The organism is Streptomyces nigrescens, from assembly GCF_027626975.1.
GTDB lineage: Bacteria > Actinomycetota > Actinomycetes > Streptomycetales > Streptomycetaceae > Streptomyces > Streptomyces nigrescens.
The window spans coordinates 967,229-989,280 of the sequence record NZ_CP114203.1 but is presented as its reverse complement, the minus strand read 5'-3'; the positions used below and the strand labels follow the sequence as shown (position 1 = coordinate 989,280).

The 22,052-nt window shown below is 71.2% G+C and carries 19 protein-coding genes; 10 read left to right on the top strand and 9 right to left on the bottom strand.

Annotation, left to right across the window (positions count from 1 at the left end; all coding sequences use genetic code 11):
• Positions 1 to 7 precede the first annotated feature (7 nt).
• Positions 8 to 955: a non-homologous end-joining DNA ligase gene (gene ligD, locus STRNI_RS04600; protein WP_277410601.1), complete on the top strand. Its 948-nt coding sequence runs from the start codon at positions 8 to 10 to the stop codon at positions 953 to 955.
• Positions 956 to 992: 37 nt separating this feature from the next.
• Here ligD and STRNI_RS04595 read toward each other — a convergent pair whose 3' ends face one another.
• Positions 993 to 1,427 (bottom strand): hypothetical protein, encoded by a 435-nt coding sequence (locus STRNI_RS04595; RefSeq protein ID WP_277410600.1) that lies wholly within the window; start codon positions 1,425 to 1,427, stop codon positions 993 to 995.
• A gap of 158 nt (positions 1,428 to 1,585) precedes the next feature.
• Between STRNI_RS04595 and STRNI_RS04590 the strand changes: the two genes are divergently transcribed.
• From STRNI_RS04590 to STRNI_RS04570, 5 genes are all read left to right on the top strand, one after another.
• Positions 1,586 to 2,212, top strand: coding sequence for a class I SAM-dependent methyltransferase (locus STRNI_RS04590; RefSeq protein WP_277410599.1), 627 nt, complete (start codon positions 1,586 to 1,588; stop codon positions 2,210 to 2,212).
• Positions 2,213 to 2,492: 280 nt separating this feature from the next.
• Positions 2,493 to 3,725: an MFS transporter gene (locus STRNI_RS04585; RefSeq protein WP_277410598.1), complete on the top strand. Its 1,233-nt coding sequence runs from the start codon at positions 2,493 to 2,495 to the stop codon at positions 3,723 to 3,725.
• 199 nt (positions 3,726 to 3,924) lie between these two features.
• A complete protein-coding gene (locus STRNI_RS04580; protein WP_277410597.1) occupies positions 3,925 to 4,806 on the top strand; it encodes an endonuclease I family protein in 882 nt (293 codons plus the stop codon).
• A gap of 201 nt (positions 4,807 to 5,007) precedes the next feature.
• Positions 5,008 to 6,204 carry a D-alanyl-D-alanine carboxypeptidase family protein gene (locus tag STRNI_RS04575; RefSeq protein ID WP_277410596.1) on the top strand — a complete coding sequence of 399 codons (1,197 nt, stop codon included), beginning with the start codon at positions 5,008 to 5,010 and terminating at the stop codon, positions 6,202 to 6,204.
• Positions 6,205 to 6,496: 292 nt separating this feature from the next.
• The gene (locus STRNI_RS04570; RefSeq protein WP_006601696.1) at positions 6,497 to 6,700 is read left to right on the top strand and encodes a cold-shock protein; all 204 of its coding nucleotides are present in this window, start codon (positions 6,497 to 6,499) and stop codon (positions 6,698 to 6,700) included.
• Between the two features lie 246 nt (positions 6,701 to 6,946).
• Here the strand turns inward: STRNI_RS04570 and STRNI_RS04565 are convergent, their stop codons facing one another.
• Positions 6,947 to 7,141 (bottom strand): antitoxin, encoded by a 195-nt coding sequence (locus STRNI_RS04565; RefSeq protein ID WP_018092444.1) that lies wholly within the window; start codon positions 7,139 to 7,141, stop codon positions 6,947 to 6,949.
• 113 nt (positions 7,142 to 7,254) lie between these two features.
• Positions 7,255 to 8,280 (bottom strand): alpha/beta hydrolase, encoded by a 1,026-nt coding sequence (locus STRNI_RS04560; protein WP_277410595.1) that lies wholly within the window; start codon positions 8,278 to 8,280, stop codon positions 7,255 to 7,257.
• A 196-nt stretch (positions 8,281 to 8,476) separates the two neighbouring features.
• On the opposite strand from STRNI_RS04560, the gene STRNI_RS04555 reads away from it, so the two are divergent.
• A complete protein-coding gene (locus STRNI_RS04555; protein WP_018092446.1) occupies positions 8,477 to 8,776 on the top strand; it encodes a hypothetical protein in 300 nt (99 codons plus the stop codon).
• 34 nt (positions 8,777 to 8,810) lie between these two features.
• Here the strand turns inward: STRNI_RS04555 and STRNI_RS04550 are convergent, their stop codons facing one another.
• The 6 genes from STRNI_RS04550 to STRNI_RS04525 are packed head-to-tail and all read right to left on the bottom strand — an operon-like array spanning position 8,811 to position 18,483.
• The gene (locus tag STRNI_RS04550) at positions 8,811 to 11,852 is read right to left on the bottom strand and encodes an alpha-mannosidase (protein WP_277410594.1); all 3,042 of its coding nucleotides are present in this window, start codon (positions 11,850 to 11,852) and stop codon (positions 8,811 to 8,813) included.
• Positions 11,853 to 11,907: 55 nt separating this feature from the next.
• Complete coding sequence (locus tag STRNI_RS04545) at positions 11,908 to 13,998, bottom strand: endo-beta-N-acetylglucosaminidase (RefSeq protein WP_277410593.1); 2,091 nt, start codon at positions 13,996 to 13,998, stop codon at positions 11,908 to 11,910.
• On the bottom strand, positions 13,995 to 15,284 hold the full coding sequence (locus STRNI_RS04540) for a glycoside hydrolase 5 family protein (RefSeq protein WP_277410592.1): 1,290 nt from the start codon (positions 15,282 to 15,284) through the stop codon (positions 13,995 to 13,997). The genes STRNI_RS04545 and STRNI_RS04540 overlap by 4 nt, the downstream gene beginning before the upstream one ends.
• Before the next feature lie 42 nt (positions 15,285 to 15,326).
• Positions 15,327 to 16,211, bottom strand: coding sequence for a carbohydrate ABC transporter permease (locus tag STRNI_RS04535; RefSeq protein ID WP_159484527.1), 885 nt, complete (start codon positions 16,209 to 16,211; stop codon positions 15,327 to 15,329).
• A complete protein-coding gene (locus tag STRNI_RS04530) occupies positions 16,208 to 17,161 on the bottom strand; it encodes a carbohydrate ABC transporter permease (RefSeq protein ID WP_381845611.1) in 954 nt (317 codons plus the stop codon). Before STRNI_RS04530 ends, STRNI_RS04535 begins: the two co-directional genes overlap by 4 nt.
• A 26-nt stretch (positions 17,162 to 17,187) precedes the next feature.
• Positions 17,188 to 18,483 carry an ABC transporter substrate-binding protein gene (locus STRNI_RS04525; protein WP_277410590.1) on the bottom strand — a complete coding sequence of 432 codons (1,296 nt, stop codon included), beginning with the start codon at positions 18,481 to 18,483 and terminating at the stop codon, positions 17,188 to 17,190.
• A 328-nt stretch (positions 18,484 to 18,811) separates the two neighbouring features.
• Between STRNI_RS04525 and STRNI_RS04520 the strand changes: the two genes are divergently transcribed.
• From STRNI_RS04520 to STRNI_RS04510, 3 genes are all read left to right on the top strand, one after another.
• A complete protein-coding gene (locus STRNI_RS04520) occupies positions 18,812 to 19,972 on the top strand; it encodes a LacI family DNA-binding transcriptional regulator (RefSeq protein WP_277410589.1) in 1,161 nt (386 codons plus the stop codon).
• Between the two features lie 12 nt (positions 19,973 to 19,984).
• Positions 19,985 to 20,296, top strand: a complete 312-nt coding sequence (locus STRNI_RS04515; protein ID WP_159484521.1) for a hypothetical protein — start codon at positions 19,985 to 19,987, stop codon at positions 20,294 to 20,296.
• 102 nt (positions 20,297 to 20,398) lie between these two features.
• The gene (locus STRNI_RS04510) at positions 20,399 to 21,949 is read left to right on the top strand and encodes an SDR family oxidoreductase (RefSeq protein ID WP_277410588.1); all 1,551 of its coding nucleotides are present in this window, start codon (positions 20,399 to 20,401) and stop codon (positions 21,947 to 21,949) included.
• Positions 21,950 to 22,052 lie beyond the last annotated feature (103 nt).

The following is a 22,052-nucleotide window of genomic DNA, read 5'->3' as shown; positions in this document are numbered from 1 at the left end:
TCATCGTATGTCGCCGATGACCGTCGTGGAGGGGCGGCACCTCTCGCTGACCAACCTGGACAAGGTCCTCTATCCCGAGACCGGCACCACCAAGGGCGAGGTGCTGCACTACTGCACCACCACCGCAGGCCCGCTGCTGGCCCACCTCCACGACCGGCCGCTCTCCTTCCTGCGCTACCCCGACGGGCCGGACGGCCAGCGCTTCTTCACCAAGAACGTGCCGCCCGGCACGCCCTCCTGGGTGAAGACCTGCGAGGTTCCCCATTCGACGTCGGGGCCCACCCGGCAGGTCCTGCTGCAGGACCTGCCCTCGCTCGTCTGGGCCGCGAACCTGGTCGTCGAGCTGCACACCCCGCAGTGGACACGGCAGGCGCCGGGCGTCGCCGACCGGCTCGTCTTCGACCTCGATCCCGGCGCCCCGGCCACCATCGTGGAGTGCTGCGCCGCGGCACAGTGGCTGTACGACCGGCTGGCGGCCGACGGCCTCGATGCCTATGCCAAGACCAGCGGCTCCAAGGGCCTGCACCTCATCGTGCCCGTCGAGCCCACCCCGTCCGAGCGGACCACCGCCTACGCCAGGAGCCTCGCCGTCGAGGCCGCGGCGGCCCTCCCGGACCTGGTCGTGCACAAGATGACCAAGGCGCTACGGCCCGGCAAGGTCTTCATCGACTTCTCGCAGAACGCCGCCGCCAAGACCACCGCGGTCGCCTACACCCTGCGGGCCCGTGCCGCCCCCACCGTCTCGGCCCCGGTCACCTGGGACGAGATCGCCGACTGCACCGACCCGCAGCAACTCACCTTTCTCTTCGACGAGATCGCACCGCGCTGCGAACTCCACGGGGACCTGCTGGCCCCGCTCCTCGACCCGGACCGGGCCCGCCCGCTGCCCGCCGCGTCGCCCTCCCGCGCATCGGCGGCACCCCCTCGGCCGGGGTCCGCCCGGGGTCCGGCTTAGGCCGGCGGGCCACTCACACCGCGTGTCATACCGCGTGTCACACCGCTTGCGGCCGCGGCCATGACGCGCGTGCGGCGGTCCCGAGCCAGTTGATGACGGCACCGACCGTGGTGTCGCCCAGGGCCGTGATCTCCGCCAGGGCGGCGAGATCCCCGTCCGTCGGGGCGACCCCGGCCGCGGTCAGCGCGGCCTGGAGATCCAGCCGCCGGCGATCGGGCATGGCCACCGGCCCCTGCCGCTGCTCCTCGGGGCGCGGGGGCATGAACGGCCGGTCCTGCGGATGCGGCGGGCCGAAGTGCAGCCGGTCCTCCGGGCGCGGCGGAGGCAGCACATGGTCCGTGCGGTACGCGGGCGTGGGCGGCGGCGCCTGAGGTTCCCTGGGCGCGCCGAGGCGTTCCTCGGGGCGCGGGGGAGCGAGCACATACTCCGGCGTCACGCCGTAGGGCGGGGGAGTGGGGCGGTAGTGCGACATGGGGGCCTCCACAACTCACGGTCCGAAGGGTCCAAGGGGTTCGGTGAATGAGGTTGTCAATTCTTCGGAAGCCGGGCGGCACCGGTTCGGTTGCGCAGGGAGCGCGGGTTCACCCGATGAGCCCAAGCCGCGCCCCCCCGCCTCGTTACGGTGGCCGGATGCCTCACCCTGACGCCACACCGCACCCGTACTGGAACCACAACGTGCACTACCACCGACTGGTGCTCGACGCCGTGCCCGACGGCTGTGGCCGGGCGCTGGACATCGGATGCGGTGACGGGCTGCTGGTCCGCAAACTGGCGGGGCGGATCCGCGAGGTGACGGGGGTGGACCGTTCGGCCGCGATGGTCCGGCTGGCCCGCGAGCGCAGTGCGCAGGTGCCGAACGCCGCCTTCGTCGAGGCGGACTTCATGACGCCGGACGGGGCGCCGTCCGGCGGCTTCGACTTCCTCACCGCCGTGGCCGTCGTCCACCACCTGGACTTCACCGCAGCGGTCCACCGGATGGCCGGCCTGCTCGCCCCCGGCGGCCGGCTCGTCCTCGTCGGGCTGGCCAGGAACCGGACGCCGCTTGACTGGCTCATCAGCGGAGCGGGACTTCCCGCGGCCCGGTTCCTCGCCCGGCGTCACGGCGGCAAGTCCGGGCCGCCGGAGATGCCGGTCCAGGACCCGGCCATGGCGTGGGGTGAGGTCCGGCGCGCCGCACGGGGCTGTTTGCCGGGCAGTCGCTTCCGCCGCCATCTGCTGTGGCGCTATTCGCTGGTGTGGGACAAGCCGCGCAGCTGAACGCCACGCACGGGCCCGCCACTTCGGCCCCGGGCCCGGCGTCCAAGGTTTTGGAACGATCAGTCCAATGTGGGTAGAGTCCTCGGCGCAGGCGGGGTGCAGGCCCGGCCCGGTGGGTCATTCCTGGGTGCCCGGGCCTTCGCCTGCCCAGGTATTGGAACGATCGGTTGTGAAAGGTGAGGGGCGACATGGGGTGTTGCGGAGTGAGGTGCCGGACGGGTGGGCCGGCCGGGGTCGGGGTCGGAGTGCGGGTGTCCTTGTGCGCAGGGGAGGGCTGACCGTGCCGCGCGCCGTATATGTGCTGGCCATGGGGATCTTTGCCATGGTGACGAGCGAGTTCGTGGTGGCCGGGCTGATGCCGCAGATGGCGGTGGGGCTGGGGGTGAGCATCCCGCAGATCGGCTTCCTCATCACCGCGTTCGCCGTGGCCATGGCGGCCGGCGGGCCGTTCCTGGCCGTCGCCGTGCTGAAGCTCCGCCAGAAGACGGCGCTGATGGCCCTGTTCGGCATATTTCTGGCGGGCAATGTGCTGGCCGCCCTCGCGCCGGACTACGGGGTCATGCTGATGGCGCGGATCGTCACCGGCGTCGCCTCACAGGCGTTCTTCGGCGTCGCCCTGTCGCTCTGTGTGCAACTGGCCCGGCCGGAGGTCCGTGGCCGTGCCATCGCGCTGGTCATGAACGGGCTGATGCTCGGCACGCTTCTGGGACTTCCGCTGTCCACGCTCGTCGGTGAACATTTCGGCTGGCGGATGTCGTTCTGGGTCATTTCGGGGATCACGGTTCTCGCCGCGCTGGCCACTTTCGCCGGAATTCCCCGGCTGGGCCGTGCGGAGGGCGGCGGGGGTGTCCGGCAGGAACTGGTGGTCTTCCGGAATCCGCGGTTGTGGCTGGTGCTGTCCACCAGCACTCTGATCATCGGTGCGACGTTCTCCGCATTCAGCTATTTCCACCCGATTCTCACCGAGGTCACCGGATTCGCCGCCGGCACCGTTCCGCTGCTGCTCGTCGGATACGGCGCGGCCACCGTTATCGGCAACACCGTCGTCGGACGACTGGCGGACCGGTACACGGTGGGTGTCCAACTCGTCGGCCTGACGCTCAATTTCCTCTTCCTCGCCGGATTCGCCGTCTTCGCCCACCTCCCCGTGCCGGCCGTGGCGCTGATGACGGGCATCGGCCTGGTCGGGGTCACCATGAATCCGGCGATGGTCACCCGTGTTCAACGGACCGGAAATGCACGGCCCTTGGTGAACACCGTGCATTCCTCCTTCATCACCCTCGGCGTCATCGTGGGTTCCTCGGGCGGCGGACTGGCCATCAACTCCTTCGGGCTGCGCGGCCCGTTGTGGCTCGGTGCCGCGCTGGCCGTCATCGGGGTCGGCACGCTGGTGCCCGACCTGCTGCGCCGCTCTCCGACGGCGCCCGAACCCTTCGCATCCGTCACGGATCACCCGGAACCCGCGATTTCCGCGGCTTCCGAACCGAAAGCGGTCTGTGCGGCGCGCTCCTGACGAGGGGTCGGCAGTTGGGCGGGCAATTTCGGGGGAATTCGGTGATTGCCACGGGGTGGACACATAACTCTTCCCTGATGTTCACACTGTGGTGATTACCGCGATGGAAAGCTGCCAGCGGCCGCTCCCAACGGCCGGCGCCGGTCGTGCCCCACATTTTCACGACTCGGTGCCACAATTCGGGGAGAGGACACCCTTCGTGGACAACACTCGCGTGACCCGTCGCGCCCGTATCGCGCTGGCCATCGCCGCCGGCACGGTATTGACCGCGGTGGCCGTACAGATTCCGGCGAGTGCGACGGCCACCACGGCCGCATCGCACCGTGCCGCTGTCGCCTCCGCCGCCACGCACTCATCTCTGTCCGCCGGCGCGGCTGACGACACGTCGTATGACGACACGTACTACAAGGACGCCGAAGGCAAGACCGGCCAGGCGCTCAAGGATTCGCTGCACCGCATCATCAGCAGCACCCAGACCGGAAAGCTGACGTATTCCCAGGTCTGGGACGCCCTCAAGGAAACCGACCAGGACCCGGACAACAGCGAGAACGTCATCCTGCTGTACACCGGCCGCTCACAGAGCAAGAACTCCAACGGCGGCAACCCGGACGACTGGAACCGTGAGCACGTCTGGGCGAAGTCCCACGGTGACTTCGGCACCGACACGGGCCCCGGCACCGACATCCACCATCTGCGCCCGGAGGATGTGTCCGTCAACAGCATTCGCGGCAACAAGGACTTCGACAACGGCGGGACGAAGGTCGACGAGGCGCCCGGCAACTCCACCGACGACGACTCCTTCGAGCCCCGTGACGCGGTCAAGGGCGATGTCGCCCGCATGATCCTCTACATGGCCGTCCGCTACGACGGCGGCGACGGATTCCCCGATCTGGAACCCAACGACAACGTCGACAACGGATCCCAGCCGCATATCGGCCGGCTCTCCGTGCTGAAGCAGTGGAGCCAGGAGGACCCGCCGGACACCTTCGAAAAGCACCGCAACCAGGTGATATTCGACAAGTATCAGCACAACAGGAACCCGTTCATCGACCACCCCGAGTGGGTCGGCGAGATCTGGTAGCCCTTACCGGCCGGGCCCGGCGGTCAGTCCGCCGGGCCCGGCCCACCACGTACGGCAGTCGGGGTGCCCGCGCATCGGATGGCGTAGGCCAACCGGCGCCCGGCCGCGGTCGTTTTTAGCGTGGGCCACATGTCGAGCGTGAGTTGGGCCCCCGTCAGAGTCGTTACCGCCGCCACCGTTTGTGCCGCGAGTCTGTGGGCCGTGCCCGGTCCGGCAGCCGCCGATGGCCCGCATGGCATCGACAATCTGCGGGCCGGGGCACACGCGGCCGGACCAGCCGGACCGGCCGAACCGGCCGACTTCGAAAGCCGGCTGGACCGGCGCGGAGTGCAGTTCCTGCCCCGGCCGGACGTGCCCGAGCCGCCGGAGGTCTCCGCCCTGTCATGGATGGTGACGGACCTGGCCGACGGCAAGGTCCTCGCGGCCAAGGACGCCCACCGGCCACTGCCACCCGCCAGCACGCTCAAGACGCTCTTCGCCCTGACGGTGCTGCCGAAGTTCTCCCAGGGGGCGGTGCACACCGTCTCCCTGGAGGACCTGGCCGGGATCGAGTCGGGCAGCTCCCTCGCCGGCCTCAAGGAGGACATGCCCTACCAGGTCGCCGACCTGTGGCACGGCGTCTTCCTCAGCTCGGGCAGCGATGCCGTACACACCCTGGCCAGCATGAACGGCGGCTGGCGCAAGACCATCGACGATATGCAGGAGACGGCGCGCCGCCTCGGCGCGCGCGACACCCGGGTGGAGTCCGCGGACGGTTTCGACACTCCGGGACAGGTCTCGTCCGCCTACGACCTGTCACTCTTCGGGCAGGCCGGGCTGACCGACCCGGACTTCGCCCACTTCGCCTCGACGAAGCGGGCCGAGCTCCCGCAGGACGGCGGCCCGGACGCGTTCACCCTCCAGAACACCAACCGGCTGCTGGTCGGCTCACGCGGCGTCAGGCCGTACGACGGGCTGATCGGGGTGAAGAACGGCTACACGACCCACGCCGGAAACACCCTGATCGCCGCCGCCCGGCGCGACGGCCGCACCTTGCTGGTCACCCTCATGAATCCGCGGTCCGGCGGCCGGAACGCCGTCTACGAGGAGACCCGCGACCTGCTGGACTGGGGATTCGAGGCGGCTCCCCGGGCCGCGGCCGTAGGAGTGCTCCCCACCGTGGAGCCCGTTGAGCGCACCGGTGAAACGCAGCCCGTCGCCCACCGGCCGCGACCGGTGCCGCTGCACAAGGCCGGGGTCGCGGCGCAGCCGGACGGCGCGCGGCTCACCCGGAACTGGTGGTTCCTGTCCGCGGCCGGAGCCGTCGGGATCATCGCCGTCGCCGGGCTCGGCACCGTTCTGTGGCGGCGCCGGCGCACCGTGCGCGCGAGCCCGGGCGGCGGGTCCGAGTCCGCCTGAGGCCGTCCCCGCGCCGCCGGCCCTCGTACATGCATCCGATCGGTCAGGGATACGGAGGACGCCGGATGGCCTTGCCCGGTGAAGGGCGACGCGTCAGCCACGGTTGTGCGGCCTGCCGGGCGTTGCTCGGTGTAGCGTCCTGATCAGCTGTCGTGGTTCCGAAGTGCCGGACGCCCGTGTCGCCTTCACGGGCGTCCTTGCTGTGTAGCGCGTCTCCGGACCAGGGCGATCACCTCCGGGTTCCGCAGCAACGCGGAAGCCGATTCGAGCCCATTGAACGAAGGAGACGGACATGGCTTCCGGCACGGTGAAGTGGTTCAACTCGGAGAAAGGCTTCGGCTTTATCGCCCAGGACGGCGGCGGCGCCGACGTCTTCGCGCACTACTCGAACATCGACGCCACGGGCTTCCGTGAGCTGCAGGAGGGCCAGAAGGTGACCTTTGAGGTCACCCAGGGGCACAAGGGCCCCCAGGCGGAGAAGATCCGGCTGGCGTAGGCCCGGCGCACTCGCCCCTCGGTGCCCGCTCCCGACCCCCGGGGCGGGCACCGTCGTGTGGTGCGCGGCCCCGGCCTCACCCGGTCGGCCGCATTTCACGGCAGCGTGCCGCCGGCCTCACGGGCGGCGGTCGCCGCGGATCGTCCGGCATCAGGACGTCGGGGGTCGGCCGGGCGGACTACACAGTGATCGTCCGTTCAGCGCAACGGCGCAACGGCGGGGGTGACCGCCGGGTGGGCCGCCGGTTCAGGGCCGCGGTGGCTGGTCCGGGCCCTGCCCGCCGCCGAACTCGTCCCTGAGCTTCTCCTGGCCGGTGTCGACCTGGCCCTTGTACTTGCCCTGGGTCTTCTCGTCGGCCATGTCGCCGGTCTTGTCGATGCCCTTTTCCGTCTGGCTCTCGTGGCCCTTCAGCATGCTCTTGATCTTGTCCATCATGGACATGATGCGTCCTCCTCACGAAGGTCCCCCACGACTCCAGCATCACCCTCTCCCAGGCGATCTGCATCCGCGCGCCAGGGGAACCGCCGCACGCCCGGACAGCCGTGGCGCCCGGTTCAGGAGCCGCTCGCGACCGGTGCCTTCATCCGGTCGCTGATGAACTTGATCGAACCGGCGGCCATGCCCTTCTGGTAGTCCCAGGCGTTGTGCCGGCCGCCGGGGATGATCTGGAGAGAGGTGTGGATCGGGCCCTTGCCGTACGCCTGCCGGAAGCGCTGTATGGGGGCGGTGACCGCGGCGGGCTCGCTGGAGCCTGCCTGGAAGGCGAGATAGACGTCCGGACCGCCCTTCTGCAGCAGGCGCTGGGCGAGCTTCTCCGGATCGTTGGCGTCCTTCTCCGCCTGGTGGCCCGCCCACAACGGCGAATCCGGCGCCATGTCCGGGCCGCTGGCTATCGCCGCCTTGAACTTGTCCGGGTGCTTCAGCACCGACTTCAGCCCGGCGAAGCCGCCCGAGGACGACCCCATGAAGGCCCAGCCGTCACGCGACTTGAAGGTCCGGAAATTGGCCCGGGTCAGCTGGACGACGTCCTCCGTCAGCCAGGTCCCCATCTTCTGGCTGCCGGGTATGTCGCTGGCGTCGTGGTAGCGGGTGTCCGGGTTCAGCATCGGCATCACCACGATGAACGGCAGGCTCTTGCCCTCCGCGGTCCACTGGGCGAGGTTCTCCTGCAGCTCGATGTCGCCGCCGACCCAGTAGTTCGTGACCCCGCCCGGTTCCTTGGGGCTGCCCAGACCGCCCGGCAGGGCTATCAGCACCGGAAATCCGCTCTTGGCGTATTTCGGGTCCCCGTATTCCTTCGGAGCCCAGACCCAGACGCTTCCGGTGACTCCGGATTTCTGGCCCCGCAGCGTCGCCCGCGCTATATGGGTGCCGTCGTCCAGTGTCCGGGTGATCCGGAAGTCGCTCTTCGGGCCGGTCGGCATCAGGGTGTCGTCATCGACGGGCCTGGCCCGCGCGGCGCCGTCGCCCTTTCCGCCGGCGTTGAAGTCGACCGGCTTTCCGGCGTCCGAGCAGCCGGCGAGCAGCGAGGAGGAGGCGGCGAGCGCGAGGGCGAGCGCGACGGCGTAGGGGCGTTTCAAGGGAGGCTCCGCGGCTGAGTGATCACGTGCAAGTGCTCATAAAGAGGGAAAAGGGGTGGCGGAGGTTCCCTTGCCGTGAGCCGCGCAGCGGGGCTCGTCCCACCCGTATGGAGCAGTGCCGGCCCGGCGTTTTCCACCGGGCGGTCCCCGGCCCGCTCGACGGGCAGGGTCCCGTGGTCCGGCCGAGAATGCAGCGGTGAGCGATGAACACCGCAGTGCCGATGATCCCGCCCCGCGCGCCGGGCCGTGTGACGAGGAACGACGGCTCGCCAGGAAGGCGCTGGCCGGCCATGCGCGGAACGCGGACGATCTGTCGTTGTTGATGGACATGCTGGGCCTGGACCCGAGCCGGGATCCGGACCACGAGGCGCCGTACGGCCATGACACGGGCCGCGGCCAGGAATGGGGCGGCGGCCCCGGGCGCGGCTCCGGACGCGAGCGGCGGCCGGAACTGCGCCGGGACGCCCGGCCGAGATGGGGCGGGCCCCGGGCGTAACCCACGCCCCGGGGCTCTCCCCCCTGTCCGGCCGCTACCGGCCGTCCGCCCGGGTCAGCCGCACCGTCACGATCTGGAACGGGCGCAGCCGCATCCGCAGGGTGTTCCCCTGCCGCTCGATCGCCGGGCCGTCATCGGTGGGACGTTCGAGCAGATCGGTGGTGACGGCGCCGGCCGGTTCGAAGCCGGTGGTGAGGGTGGTGACGGCCCGCCCGCCGTGTGCCTCGTGGAGGCGGACGATCACATCGCCGCTCGCATCGTCGGCGAGCTTGACCGCGGTGATCACCGTGGCGTCATTGTCGGCCGTGACCAGGGGCGGCACCGCCGTGGCGCCGGTGATCCGGCGCTCGGGCAGGTTGAGCCGATGCCCCTCGCGTACCGCGTCTCCGATGGCGGCGCCCGGCACGAGCGCATGGCGGAAGCGGTGTACGCCCTGGTCGGTCTCCGGGTCGGGGAACCGCGGGGCCCGCAGCAGGGAGACCCGGACGGTCGTGGTGGTGCCACGGTCGCCGGTCTCCCGGACGGTACGGGTGACGTCATGCCCGTAGGTCGCGTCATTGACCAGCGCGACGCCCCAGCCCGGCTCCTCCAGGTGCACGAACCGGTGGGCGCAGGCCTCGAACTTGGCGGCCTCCCAGCTGGTGTTGGTGTGGGTGGGCCGGTGGAAGTGGCCGAACTGGGTCTCGGCCGCATAGCGCTCGGCGTGCAGATCCAGCGGGAAGGCGGCCTTGAGGAACTTCTCGGTCTCGTGCCAGTCAACCTCGGTGCCCAGGTCCAGCCGCCGCTGCCCGCGCGCCAGTGTCAGCGACTGCACCACCCGTGAGGCGCCGAACGTCCGGGTGACGCGTACCGTCGCCGCCTCCCGGGACACCTCGCCGAGCACGACCTCGTCCGCGTCCGTCAGATCGGTGACGACATTGCGGTAGAAGGCGTCCACGTCCCAGGCGTCCCACATGTTCGGGAAATCCGGATGGAGCTGCAGCAGATTCGCCGCCCCGCCGGGCGCCACCGTCTCGCGGCCGGCCACCAGGTCGTACACGGAGACCACCAGGCCGCGGCCGTCGATGCCGACCCGCAGCAGACCGTTGGTGAGGGTGCACCCGCCGCCGTCGCGGGGCACGGCGGACACCTCGGGCCCCTCGCTCACCGCGGGTCCCACGGCACCCGCCGCGACACCGCCGCGGGTGTGCGGCGCGGAGTTCACCGTCAGCTCCGTGCCGCCGCGGCCGGTCAGCGCGGCCAGCGCGGCGGCGACGACGTCCTCCAGCTCGGCGGCGACCGCCGCATAGGTCCGGGCCGCCTCGCGATGCACCCAGGCGATGGAGGAACCGGGCAGGATGTCATGGAACTGGTGGAGCAGCACCGTCTTCCAGATCCGGTCCAACTCCTCGTACGGATAGGGATGGTGCGCCAGGACGGCCGCCGTGGCCGACCAGAGCTCGGCCTCCCGCAGCAGCTGTTCGCTGCGCCGGTTGCCGCGCTTGGTCCCCGCCTGGCTGGTGAGGGTCCCGCGATGCAGCTCCAGATACAGCTCGCCCACCCACACCGGCGCCTGGGGGTACTCCGCCTCCGCCTTCGCGAAGAAATCCGCGGGCCGCTCCCACTCGACCGTCGGCGAACCGTCCAGATCGCGCAGCCGCCGCGCCTTGGCGATCATCTCACGGGTGGTGCCCCCGCCACCGTCGCCCCAGCCGGTCGGCGCGAGCGAGTGCCTGGCCACCCCCTTGTCCTTGAAGTTCCGTGCCGCATGGGCGATTTCGCTGGCCGCCATCTGGCAGTTGTAGGTGTCCACCGGCGGGAAATGGGTGAAGATCCGGGTGCCGTCGATGCCCTCCCAGCGGAAGGTGTGATGCGGAAAGGCATTGATCTGGCTCCAGGAGATCTTCTGCGTCAGCAGCCACTTCGACCCCGCCGCCCTGATGATCTGCGGCAGCCCCGCGGCGAAACCGAAGGTGTCCGGCAGCCACGCCTCCTCGTTCTCGATGCCGAACTCCTCCAGGAAGAACCGCTTACCGTGCACGAACTGCCGGGCCATCGCCTCCGATCCGGGCATATTGGTGTCCGACTCCACCCACATACCGCCCGCCGGAACGAACCGCCCCTCCGCGACCGCCTTCTTGACCTTGGCGTAGACCTCGGGCCGGTGCTCCTTGATCCAGGCGTACTGCTGCGCCTGCGACATCGCGAAGACGAACTCCGGCTCGTCCTCCAGCAGCGCCGTCATGTTCGACGTCGTACGGGCCACCTTCCGCACCGTCTCGCGCAGCGGCCACAGCCACGCCGAATCGATATGCGCATGCCCCACCGCGCTGATCCGGTGCGCGGAGGCACCGGCGGGTGCCGAGAGCACCTCCCGCAGTGCCGAACGGGCCGCCGTCGCCGTCCCGTTGACGTCCTGCAGATCGACCGCGTCCAGCGCCCGGCCCGCCGCCCGCAGCAGCTCCCAGCGCCGGGGGCTGTCCACCGCGAGCTCCGCCATCAGCTCACCCAGCACCTCCAGATCCTGGATCAGCTCCCACACCTCGGTGTCGAACACCGCCAGATCCATCCGCGCCAGCCGGTACTGCGCTGCGCTGCCCGCCGTCTTCCGGTCGCCCAACGGCGTCGGCCGGAACGGGTGGACATCGAGGATGACGGGGTTGGACGCGGCCTCCAGATGCCACTCGACGCGTTCACCGCCGCGCACCGGGGCACCCACCCGGACCCACTGGTTCCGCGGATTGACCGCCTTGACCGGGGTGCCGTCGGGCAGATGGACCAGCGCCTCGCACTGGAAGCCCGGCATCCGCTCGTCGAAGCCCAGGTCGAGCACCGCCTCCACGGTGCGGCCGGCCCACTCGCGCGGCACCTCACCGCAGACCTTGAACCATGTCGTCCCCCAGGGCGCGCCCCAGGCGTCACCCACCGCCACCGGCGTATGCGTGGCGGCCAGACCTTCTGCCACCGGCCCCGGCTCGCCCGGCGCGACCCACGCCGCGACCTCCAGGGGAACCGCTTCCGGATACAGGGCGGGCCGGATGCGCTCCTCCAGGACGCGCTTGAGGCGGGCTTCGGTCAGTGCACGGTCGTCATGCATGGGAGAGGGCTCCGTAGCGTTGAGAGGAGGGGAGGGCGGCGGTCACCGCCGGGACTCACCAGGGCAGCTGGACCTTCGACGGCTTCGAGGCGGTGAACAGTTCGTGCACCGCGCGTACTTCGAGCCGGGCGGCCGGCTCGTCCCCCGCGCGCCGCAGGCCCGCCACGTAGTACGCCGTGCCGCAGGTGCCCCCGAGGAACTCCCGCCGCCCGTCCGGCAGTTGGCGGTACAGCTCGTAGTGGCGCACCGGGCCCGGGGCGCGCCGCCAGCTCAGCCGCACCGCGGTCGCCCCGTCCGAGGAGGCGGTCCCCGTGACCGTCAGCCCGCTCGGCGCGGCCGGGGACGCGGTGCCGTCGCGGACCGCGAGCGCCCCCAGCCGCCAGGCCACCGCGGCGCCGCCACGGCCGGTCAGCCGCACCCCCAGGGCATGCAGGGTCCCGGTGCCGAGGACGCTGAGCCGCAGGGAGACGGTGCGCCAGCCCTCGCCCGGCTGGAGGGTCCCGGCCGGCAGATGGACGTACGGAGCGGGCTCGCCCGGTGCGGGGGCATCGCGCAGGGCGACCGCCACCTCGACGGTCACCGGCCCCGACGACGGGTCGGCGCGATGGGTGAGGTCGAGGACCGTGGCGGCGCCGGCCGGCAGCCGGGCGGGGAAGAGCTCCAGGGTGGCCGGCCGGTCGAGGGCGCCCCGCACCAGCAGACTGCTGCCGCCGCGCCAGGCGTCGGCGAAGTCGAAGGACACGTCCGGGCGTGGGCCCGCCGTGCGCACCGCCCAGCGTCTCGGCGGCAGCCGGTCCTGGAGCCCGAGGTGGTTCCAGGGGGTGCCGGAGGTGGCCGCACCGTTCTCGTACCAGCGCAGTCCGTGTCCCGTGTTGAAGGTGGTGGCGAAGGGCAGTGAGGTGAGCGTCGAGCGGTCGGCGACGGCGGAGGCCGGCGCCCGCCAGCCGCCGCCCGTGCCGCCCGGCCGGGTCGGATCCAGGCCCTCGCCGGACCAGAAGCGGTCGTCCGCGGCATGGAACTGGCCGGGCGTACGCCCCGCGGGCAGATGGCTGAGGGTCCACTCGGGGCGGTAGAAGCCGTACGAGACGACGTGGTCGCGCCCGGTGGGGAGGATCGCCTCCCAGTCCGTGCCGCTGTCCCAGCCCGCCGATTCGACATCGACCCCGGCCCACAACTCATAGCGGCTGCGGCCCAGTTCCTCCGCCAGCCGCCCGGAGTCCGCCAGCCGCCCGGCGCTCCACCGGAAGTCCACGAACATCGAGTCGGCGACCGGCCCGGCGTCGTCCTGGAAGAACGGCTGATTGAGCTCGTTCAGCGCGCCCTGCCAGCCGACCTGCCCGGTCCGGTTCATCGCGTCGTACCAGGTGATCCGCAGACCGTGCCCGGCGCCCGCGGCGCGAAGGGCCCGCAGGAACGCCTGCATCTCGCCGGCCAGCGCGGCATCGCCACCGCCGGTCTCCGCGTTGAGGAACCAGCCGTCGAAGCCGTACACCCGCGCGACCTGCACCAGCTTCGCGGCGAGCGGGAAGCGCCCCGCCGCGTCCCGCCGCACCAGATCGCGGGTCCAGCGCAGCTGCCCGCCGTAGGCGACCGGCGGGAGGAAGACCGTGCCCAGTACGGGGACACCATTGCGGTGGGCGGCGTCGACGACCGGGGCGTTCGGCGCCAGGATCAGGCCCTCGCCGGACGAGCCGCCCCAGAAGACCAGCTCATCGAGGTACGCCCAGTGGGTCGGCGCGTAGTGGTCCGCGGTCGCCGAGCCCTGCGACGGGTTGCCCGCGGTGTGGTCGAAGGCCGCGAGCGCACTGATCCGGGCCTGCCCGGCGCGGGCCGTGCTGTTCGCCGGGACCGGTGTGAACCGCTCGGCGAGCGGCACGGTCGCGGTGTTGAACGCCAGATCCCGGTCGGCGCCGGGCGTCCAGGCGGCCAGACTCCGCCAGGTGATGCCGTCCCCGGGGGTGCCCGACGGCAGCGAGTCGGGGAACCAGTACGAGGCGTACGGCTGCAAGGAGTCCGCGGCTGCCCGGGGCCGGCCGGCGGCCGCAGCGGTGCCGCCCCCGGGGGACGCACCGAGCAGCGCGGCCGCGGTGCCTGCCCCGGCCAGCAGCACCCGGCGGCGGGAGACGGGGAACGGTTGCCGGTTCATGAGCTGCTCCTCCGGTGGGGGACGGCCGGTGACGGCCGGCGCGGGGCGCGGCCGACGTCATCGGGTGTGCAGACCTCGGTGATGCCACGCGACGTCAAATGTGCACTGTCGGCGGCGAGTTCGGACAGTACGAGGGTGGGCCGGACCCCCTGGGCGGTGAGCTCGGCCCAGGCCTCGAAGACCGGGCCGCCGGGTGCGCACACCGAGCGGCGGGGCGCGGGCCCGGCCCCGCCGGCGTCGACGGTCAGCGCGGTGCTGCGGACCGGCGGCCGGTGCGTACGGCCGCGCCACTCCGAGACCAGCGCCGCGAGGGCCCGCCCCGCCGGCTTGACCGTACGGTCGTTGCCGAGCAGCCCCAGCCCGTACTCCAGCTCGGGGAAGTCCGCGAGCGACCGCGGCACATCGTGCGAACACCACCAGGTGACGCCCCAGAGGTCCGGGCAGTCCAGTGCGGCGGTGACGGTGGCCTCGGTGAACCGCGCCGCGCGGTCCTCGGGGATGTGCGGGGCGGGCGCGCCGACCTCCTGGAGCCAGACCGGGCGGTGCGGGTCCGTGGCCCAGGCCTTGGACAGCTCGATGAGGTAGGCGGCGTGGTGCTCGGTGGCGGTGCCCGTCGGACCGTGCCGCTGTGCGGTGCCGTTGAAGACCCAGGAGTGCACGGCCGTGACGGCGCCCAGCCGGGCGGCGTGCGCCGGGGTGAAGGGGTGCCCGTCCTGGTACCAGGCCGCGTCGTAGGGGGCGTGCAGATGCATCCGGCCCGGCGCGCCCCGCTCGCACGCCGCCAGCATCCGCTCCAGCCAGGCCGCGGCCTGCTCGTCCGTGATGCGGTCGGGGTCCGGGTGCGGCCGGTCCGAGAACTGGTTGATCTCGTTGCCGAGCGTCATTCCGAGGAAGTTGGGCCGGTCGGCGAGCGCGGCGGCCAGCGTCCGCAGATACTCCTCCTGGCCGGAGCGCACCTCGGGGTCGGTGAAGAGGTTGCGGCGGTGCCAGGTCTGCGTCCAGGCGGGCAGGAAGTCGAAGCTCGACAGATGGCCCTGCAGTCCGTCGACATTCACATCGAGGCCGCGTTCGGCCGCGGCGTCCGTGAGCTGCACCAGCTGTTCCACGGCGCGCGGCCGGATCAGGGTGCGGTTGGGCTGGAACAGCGGCCAGAGCGGAAAGACCCGGATGTGGTCCAGGCCCAGTCCGGCGATGGAGTCGAGGTCGGCGCGTACGGAATCCAGGTCGAAGTCCAGCCAGTGGTGGAACCAGCCGTGGGTGGGCGTGTAGTTGACACCGAAGCGCATGGGGCTCCTGTGGGTATGGGGGCGGGGATACAGGGAGGGCGGTCAGCCCTTGACGGCGCCCTCGCCGACGCCGCGGAAGAAGGAGCGCTGCAGACACGCGAACAGCACGATCAGCGGGAGCACGGCGATGACGGTGCCCGCCGCGACCAGCCGCTGGTTGTCCGCGAAGGTGCCGTGCAGAAAGTTCAGCCCGATGGTCAGGGTGAACTTCGACTGGTCGCTCAGCACGATCAGCGGCCACAGGAAGTCGTCCCAGGCCCCCATGAACGCGAAGATCGCGACGACCGCGAGAGTGCCCCGGACCGACGGCAGCGCGATCCGTACGAACCGCTGCCAGGCGTTGGCGCCGTCGACGAACGCGGCCTCCTCGACCTCGTAGGGCAGGGCCGCGAAGGCATTGCGCATCAGCAGCACGTTCATGGCGCCGATACAGCCGGGCAGCACCACCCCGAGCAGGGTGTTGTTCAGCTGCAGCTCCCGCATCGTGACGAACTGGGCGATCATGATGCTCTCGACCGGCACCAGCATCGCCATGATGAACACGACCAGCGCGCTCTTCCGGCCGGTGAAGCGCATCCGGGCCAGCGCATAGCCCGCGAGCGCCGCCCCCGCGCAGTTGGTGAGCACATTGGTGACGGCCACCTTGAGGGAGTTCAGCGCGAAGTCCCAGACGGGGATGGTCTCGGCGACGCCCGCGTAGTTGTCCAGCGTGAACCGGTGCGGCAGCAGGCTCGGGGGATAGCGGTAGATGTCCTCGCCGGGGCCCTTGAGGGAGGTGGACAGCTGCCACAGGAACGGCCCGATGGTCAGTGCCAGCACGGCGAGCAGCAGCAGATAGCGGAGCAGCAGCTGCCACCGCCGTATCCGGCGCCCGGCGCGCGCCCACCCGGCCCGGCGGTCCGGCTCCCGCTGCACGGCGGCGCTCATGCGTCCTCCTTCCGGTTGGCCCGCAGCACCAGCAGCATCAGCCCGAGCGTGAGGACGAAGACCACGACGGACAGCGCCGAGGCATAGCCGACCCGGCCGCTGAGTCCGGTGCCGACCTGCTGGACGAGCATCACCAAGGTGGTGTCCTCCCCGCCGGGGCCGCCGGTCGGACCGGCCATCAGATAGACCTCGGAGAACACCTTGAAGGCCGCGACCGAGGACAGCGCGGCCACCAGCACCATCGTGGAGCGCACCGCGGGGACGGTGACGGTCAGGAAACGGCGCACCGCCCCCGCTCCGTCCACCGCGCAGGCCTCGTGCAGTTCCCGGGGGACGTTGGCCAGCGCCGCCAGATAAATGATCATGTAGTAGCCGAGGCCCTTCCAGACCGTGACCGCCATCGCGCTGAGCAGCAGCAGCCATGGATCGCTGAGAAAGCCGACCTTGCCGAAGCCCAGGCCCTCCAGCAGCGCATTGATCAGTCCCCGGTCGTCCAGCAGCCACACCCAGATCAGCCCGACCACCACGACGGAGGCGACCACCGGCGTGTAGAACGCGGCCCGGAAGAAGGTGATCCCGGGAAGGCGCCGCTGCACCAGCATCGCCAGCAGCAGCGGCAGCATCACCAGGAGCGGTACGACCCCGAGGACGTACAGCAGGCTGTTGCGCAGCCCCGTCCAGAACATGGCGTCATGGATCAGCTCCCGGTAATTGGCGCCGCCGACGAACTGCCCCGCGGTGAGGGTGCGCGCATCGGTGAACGAATGCGCCACCGTGCTCAGGAACGGATACAGGCTGAATGCGGCGACGATCAGCAGGCCGGGAGCCAGAAAGAGCCAGGGACTGGACGGCAGCTGCGTACGGGTGCCTCGGTCGGGCCGCCGTGCCGGGGCCGGCGGGGGAGTGACGGCCGGTGCCTCGGCCACTGTGAACCGCTCGCCCGGTGTCATTCCGGTCTTCACGAAATACCCCGGTCTCAGGCGGTCTTGAGCAGGCGATTGCACTCGGCGACCGCGCCGTCCAGTGCCGCCCGGGGAGACTGCTTTCCCTGTACGGCCTTGGCGACCGCATTGCGCAGCACGGTCTTCATCTGGTCACTGAGCAGTACCGGGGTGTAATTCACCGCCGTCTTCAGCGACTTGGCCGAGGCCACCCGCACCCGGGTCGCATCGGTGCCGTCCTCCTTGGTGAAGTACGGATCGTCCAGCGAGCCCTTGGTGCTGGGGAAGATCGTGACCTTCTTGGCGAAGGCCATCTGGTTCTTCTTGCCGGTGACGAAGTGCGCGAACGCCACCGCCGCCGGCTTGACCTTGCTCTGCGCATTCACCATCAGGCCCTGGACGTACATATTGGCCTTCCCGGTGTTGTTGACCGCGTCCGTGATGCCGATGTGCCGGTAGAGGCCCGGTGCCTCCTTCTTGAAGTTCTCCAGGTCGAGCGCGCTGCCCGGATTCATGGCCACCGACTGCTGCTGGAACTTGCGCCCCGCGGACTCGGCCTGTGCGGTGAGCGCCTGTGAGTCCAGCGCCCCGGCCGTATACAGCTCCTTGTAGTGCTTCAGCAGCTCGACGCCCTTGGGCTCGTTGAAGGTGAACTCCGTGCCCCGGGCGTTCATCAGCCGCACACCATAGCGTCCGAAGTCCTCGATCGACGGGGTGCCGGCGAGCATCGCGATCTTCCGGTCGCTCTTGCGCGCCATCGTCACGGCGTCCTTGAAGAGCTGGTCGTACGACGTCGGCGGCCGCTCCGGATCGAGCCCGGCCTTGGTGAAGAGCTCCTTGCTGTAGAACATCGGCCCGGTGTTCAGATACCAGGGGAAGGCATAGACGCCCGTCATTCCCGGCATCCGGTGACTCTCCCAGGCCCCGTCGAGATACTCGCCACGGTATTTTCCGGCGGTCTTTTCCAGATCGAGCGCCAGCCCGGCCTTGGCCAGCGGATACGCGAGATCCGGCGAGACATTGACGACATCGGGCAGCGTGCCGCCGGCGGCGTCCGCGCTCAGCTTTTCCGGATACCCCTCGGCCGGCTGATCCACCCATCTGACCTCGGCGTCCGGGTATTTATTCTCGAAGTCCGCGATCACTCCCTCGAAGTATTTCTTGAAATTGGCCTTGAGGTTCCAGGTCTGGAAGGTGACCCGGCCCTCGACCTTCCCCGAGGCGCTGTCCGATCCGCCGGCTCCCCCCGAGGAACCGCATGCGGTCAGGGCGAGCGCCGAGGTGACCAGGGCGGCGGTGGTGGCGGCTGCTCGGCGGCGGGATATACGCATGGCTGGCGGCTCCTTTGCTCGGACCGGACACCAGGAAAATCATCGCGACCGGCCGGAATTCCGATTGCTTTACGGCAGCGGGAGATGAAGCGGCGGCCTTTCCGGTCATTGTGCTGGCCATTGTGCCGGTGATTGCGCGAGTCCTCGGGCGACGATGCGGCAGACGCTACTAATGCGTTTTAGTAGGTGTCAACACCCTGTCGGTCAACTTCCCCGGCCGAGCGGTGAATTGTCCTGGTCAAGGGCAGCCGGACAGCGTTTGACAGGCCACTTCACGCTGATCAGACTGAGGCGCACTAATGCGGTTCAGTACGAGGGAGAGCCCGCCATGACAGCGCCCGGTGAGGCGGCCCGGCGCAAGCCGGCCCGCCGGCCGACGATCAAGGACATCGCCCGCCGAGCCGGGGTGTCGGAGAGCGCCGTCTCGTTCGCGCTCAACGACCGGCCGGGCGTCTCCCAGGACACCCGCGCCCGGGTACGCCGCGTGGCGGAGGAACTCGGCTGGCAGGCCAACAGCGCCGCCCGCGCCCTGTCCGGCGAACGCGCCGGCGCCATGGGGCTGGTGCTCGCCCGGCCCGCACAGACCCTGGGCGTGGAGTCCTTCTTCCTCCAACTGGTCTCCGGCATCCAGGAAGTGCTCTCCGCGCGGCAGATCGCGCTCCTCCTCCAGGTCGTCGAGGACCTCGACACCGAGTGCGCGCTCTACCGCCGCTGGTGGGCCGAACGCCGGGTGGACGGCGTCCTCGTGGTCGACCCGCGCACGGATGACCCGCGCCCGGAGCTGCTCGCCGCACTCGGCCTGCCCGCCGTCGTCGTCGGCGGCCCGGCCGCCCCCGGGCCGGACCCCGCGGAGCCGTCCGCCGGGGAGCCGTCCGCCACCGAACCGGCCACCGCCGAACCGTCCGCCACCGAACCGGCCGCCACCCCGCCCCACCCGCTGCTCTCCACCGTCTGGGCCGACGACGCCAAGGCCATGGCACGGATCCTGGACCACCTCTACGGCCTCGGACACCGCCGGATCGTGCATATCGCCGGGCTGCCCGGCCTCGCCCACACCGCACGCCGGATCCAGTCGCTGCGCACCGAAGCGGACCGGCGGGGCCTCGACCGGCGCCAGGTCCACTCGGTGACCACCGACTACTCCGACGCCGAGGGGGCCGAGGCCACCCGCCGTCTCCTGGACGCCGCGCGGCCGCCGACGGCGATCGTCTACGACAACGATGTGATGGCCGTAGCGGGCGCTTCGGTCGCCGCCGAGCGCGGTATCCCCGTGCCGGGCGCGCTGTCGATCGTGGCCTGGGACGACTCGGCGCTGTGCCGGGTCACCCACCCCCGGCTCACCGCACTCGTCCGCGACACCCCCGGCTTCGGCAGGCTCGCCGCCCAGGAACTCCTCGCGGTCCTCGACGGCGGCCCGCTGCGGACCGTCCAGGGCGAACTGCCGCACCTGGAGGCACGGGAGAGCACCGCAATGCCCCCGCCCGGCTGACCGTGGGGCCATATGGAACGCGCGCTGGACCGGGCCCTCGACCCGTTCCCCTTCCGCCCCCGGTGGTGGGTCACCTGCAGCGAGCTGCGGCACGAGCGTGCCGGTGACCCCGAGTTCTACCGCGCCCGGATCGGCGAGCACCTCGGCCGGAAGAAGCCCACGGACAGCAAGGCCTTCTTCCGCTTCCGCACCTACCGGGGCATCGGCGCACGCGGACTGCTGGACGTCGCCGCGGAGCACGGCTGGCAGCTCGACCCGGACAAGAAGCTCCGCCCGCTCCGACAGGTCGACCTGATCCGGAAGGCCCGGCAGGACACGACCTGACCTGCGTCACCTGACCCGCGTCGTGATGCCCGGTGCGGGGAGCGGTGACAGACTTGGCGGGCAGCCTGGTCGTGCTGCTACCCGCCGGAGGAGGCCGCGCACATGGCCGGCACGGACGATGCCTCGCAGCCCACGGCACGCCCGCGTGCCCTGGTCACCGGCGCCACCGGCTACATCGGCGGCCGTCTGGTCCCCGAGCTGCTCGCGGCCGGATATGCCGTACGGGCACTGGCCAGGGCACCGGAGAAGCTGCGCGATCACCCCTGGGCCGGGCGGACGGAGGTGCTGCACGGCGATGTCACCGACGAGGACTCGGTCCGTACCGCGATGGCCGGTGTCGAGGTCGCCTACTACCTGGTGCACGCCCTGGGCAGCGGCCGCCGGTTCGAGGACACCGACCGCCGGGCCGCGCAGATCTTCGCCCGGCAGGCCCGCGTCGCCGGAGTCCGCCGGATCGTCTACCTCGGCGGCCTCACCCCCGAAGGCATCCCCGAGCAGGAGCTCTCGCCCCACCTGCGCTCCCGGGCCGAGGTCGCGGAGATCCTGCTGGCGTCCGGTGTCCCCACCGCCGTACTGCGCGCCGCCGTCATCATCGGCTCCGGCTCGGCCTCGTTCGAGATGCTGCGCTATCTCACCGAGCGGCTGCCGGTCATGGTCACCCCCAGCTGGGTGGGCACCCGCATCCAGCCGGTCGCCGTCCGCGATGTGCTGCGCTATCTGGTGGGCTGCGCCCGCCTCCCCGACGACGTCAGCCGGGCCTTCGACATCGGCGGGCCCGACATCCTCACCTACCGCGACATGATGCAGCGCTACGCACGGGTGGCCGGGCTGCCCGAACGGCTGATCCTCCCCGTGCCGATGCTCACCCCGCGCCTGTCCAGCCTCTGGATCGGGCTGGTCACCCCCGTGCCGCCCGGCCTGGCCCGCCCGCTCGCCGAGTCCCTGCGCCACGAGGTCGTCTGCCACGAGCACGACATCGCCCGCTACGTCCCCGACCCGGACCCGCCGGGCCACCCCATCGCCTTCGACGAGGCCCTGGAACTGGCGCTGCGCCGGGTACGGGACGCCGAGGTCGCCACCCACTGGTCCAATGCCGCGGTGCCCGGAGCGCCGAGCGATCCGCTGCCGACCGACCCCGACTGGGCCGGTGGCAGCCTCTACACCGACCGGCGGGAGCGGACCGTGGACGCCCCGCCCGAGGTGCTGTGGCGGGTGGTCGAGGGCATCGGCGGCGACAACGGCTGGTACTCCCTTCCGCTCGCCTGGGCGGTGCGCGGCTGGCTGGACCGGCTGATCGGCGGGGTGGGGCTGCGCCGCGGCCGACGCGACGCCGGCCGGCTGCGGGTCGGTGACTCGCTCGACTTCTGGCGCGTCGAGGAGGTCGAGCCGGGCCGGCTGCTGCGGCTGCGCGCCGAGATGCGGCTCCCCGGCCTGGCCTGGCTGGAACTGACGGTCGGCCGTGATGCCCACGGCCGTACGCTCTACGGCCAGCGGGCCCTGTTCCACCCGCACGGACTGACCGGCCATGCCTACTGGTGGTCCATCTCCCCTTTCCACGCCGCGGTGTTCGGCGGAATGGCCCGCAACATCGCGGCCGCGGCGGCGGCCGAGCACCGGAGTCGTCCGGAGCGAGCGGCCCGCGCCGGATCCTGACGGTCGTCAAGTGGCCCGCCGGGCACGCCGGTTGACGCGCGCGATGTGTCACGCGATATGCCGACGGCGGGTTCCCGGGCGGGCGCTGCCCGGGAACCCGCCG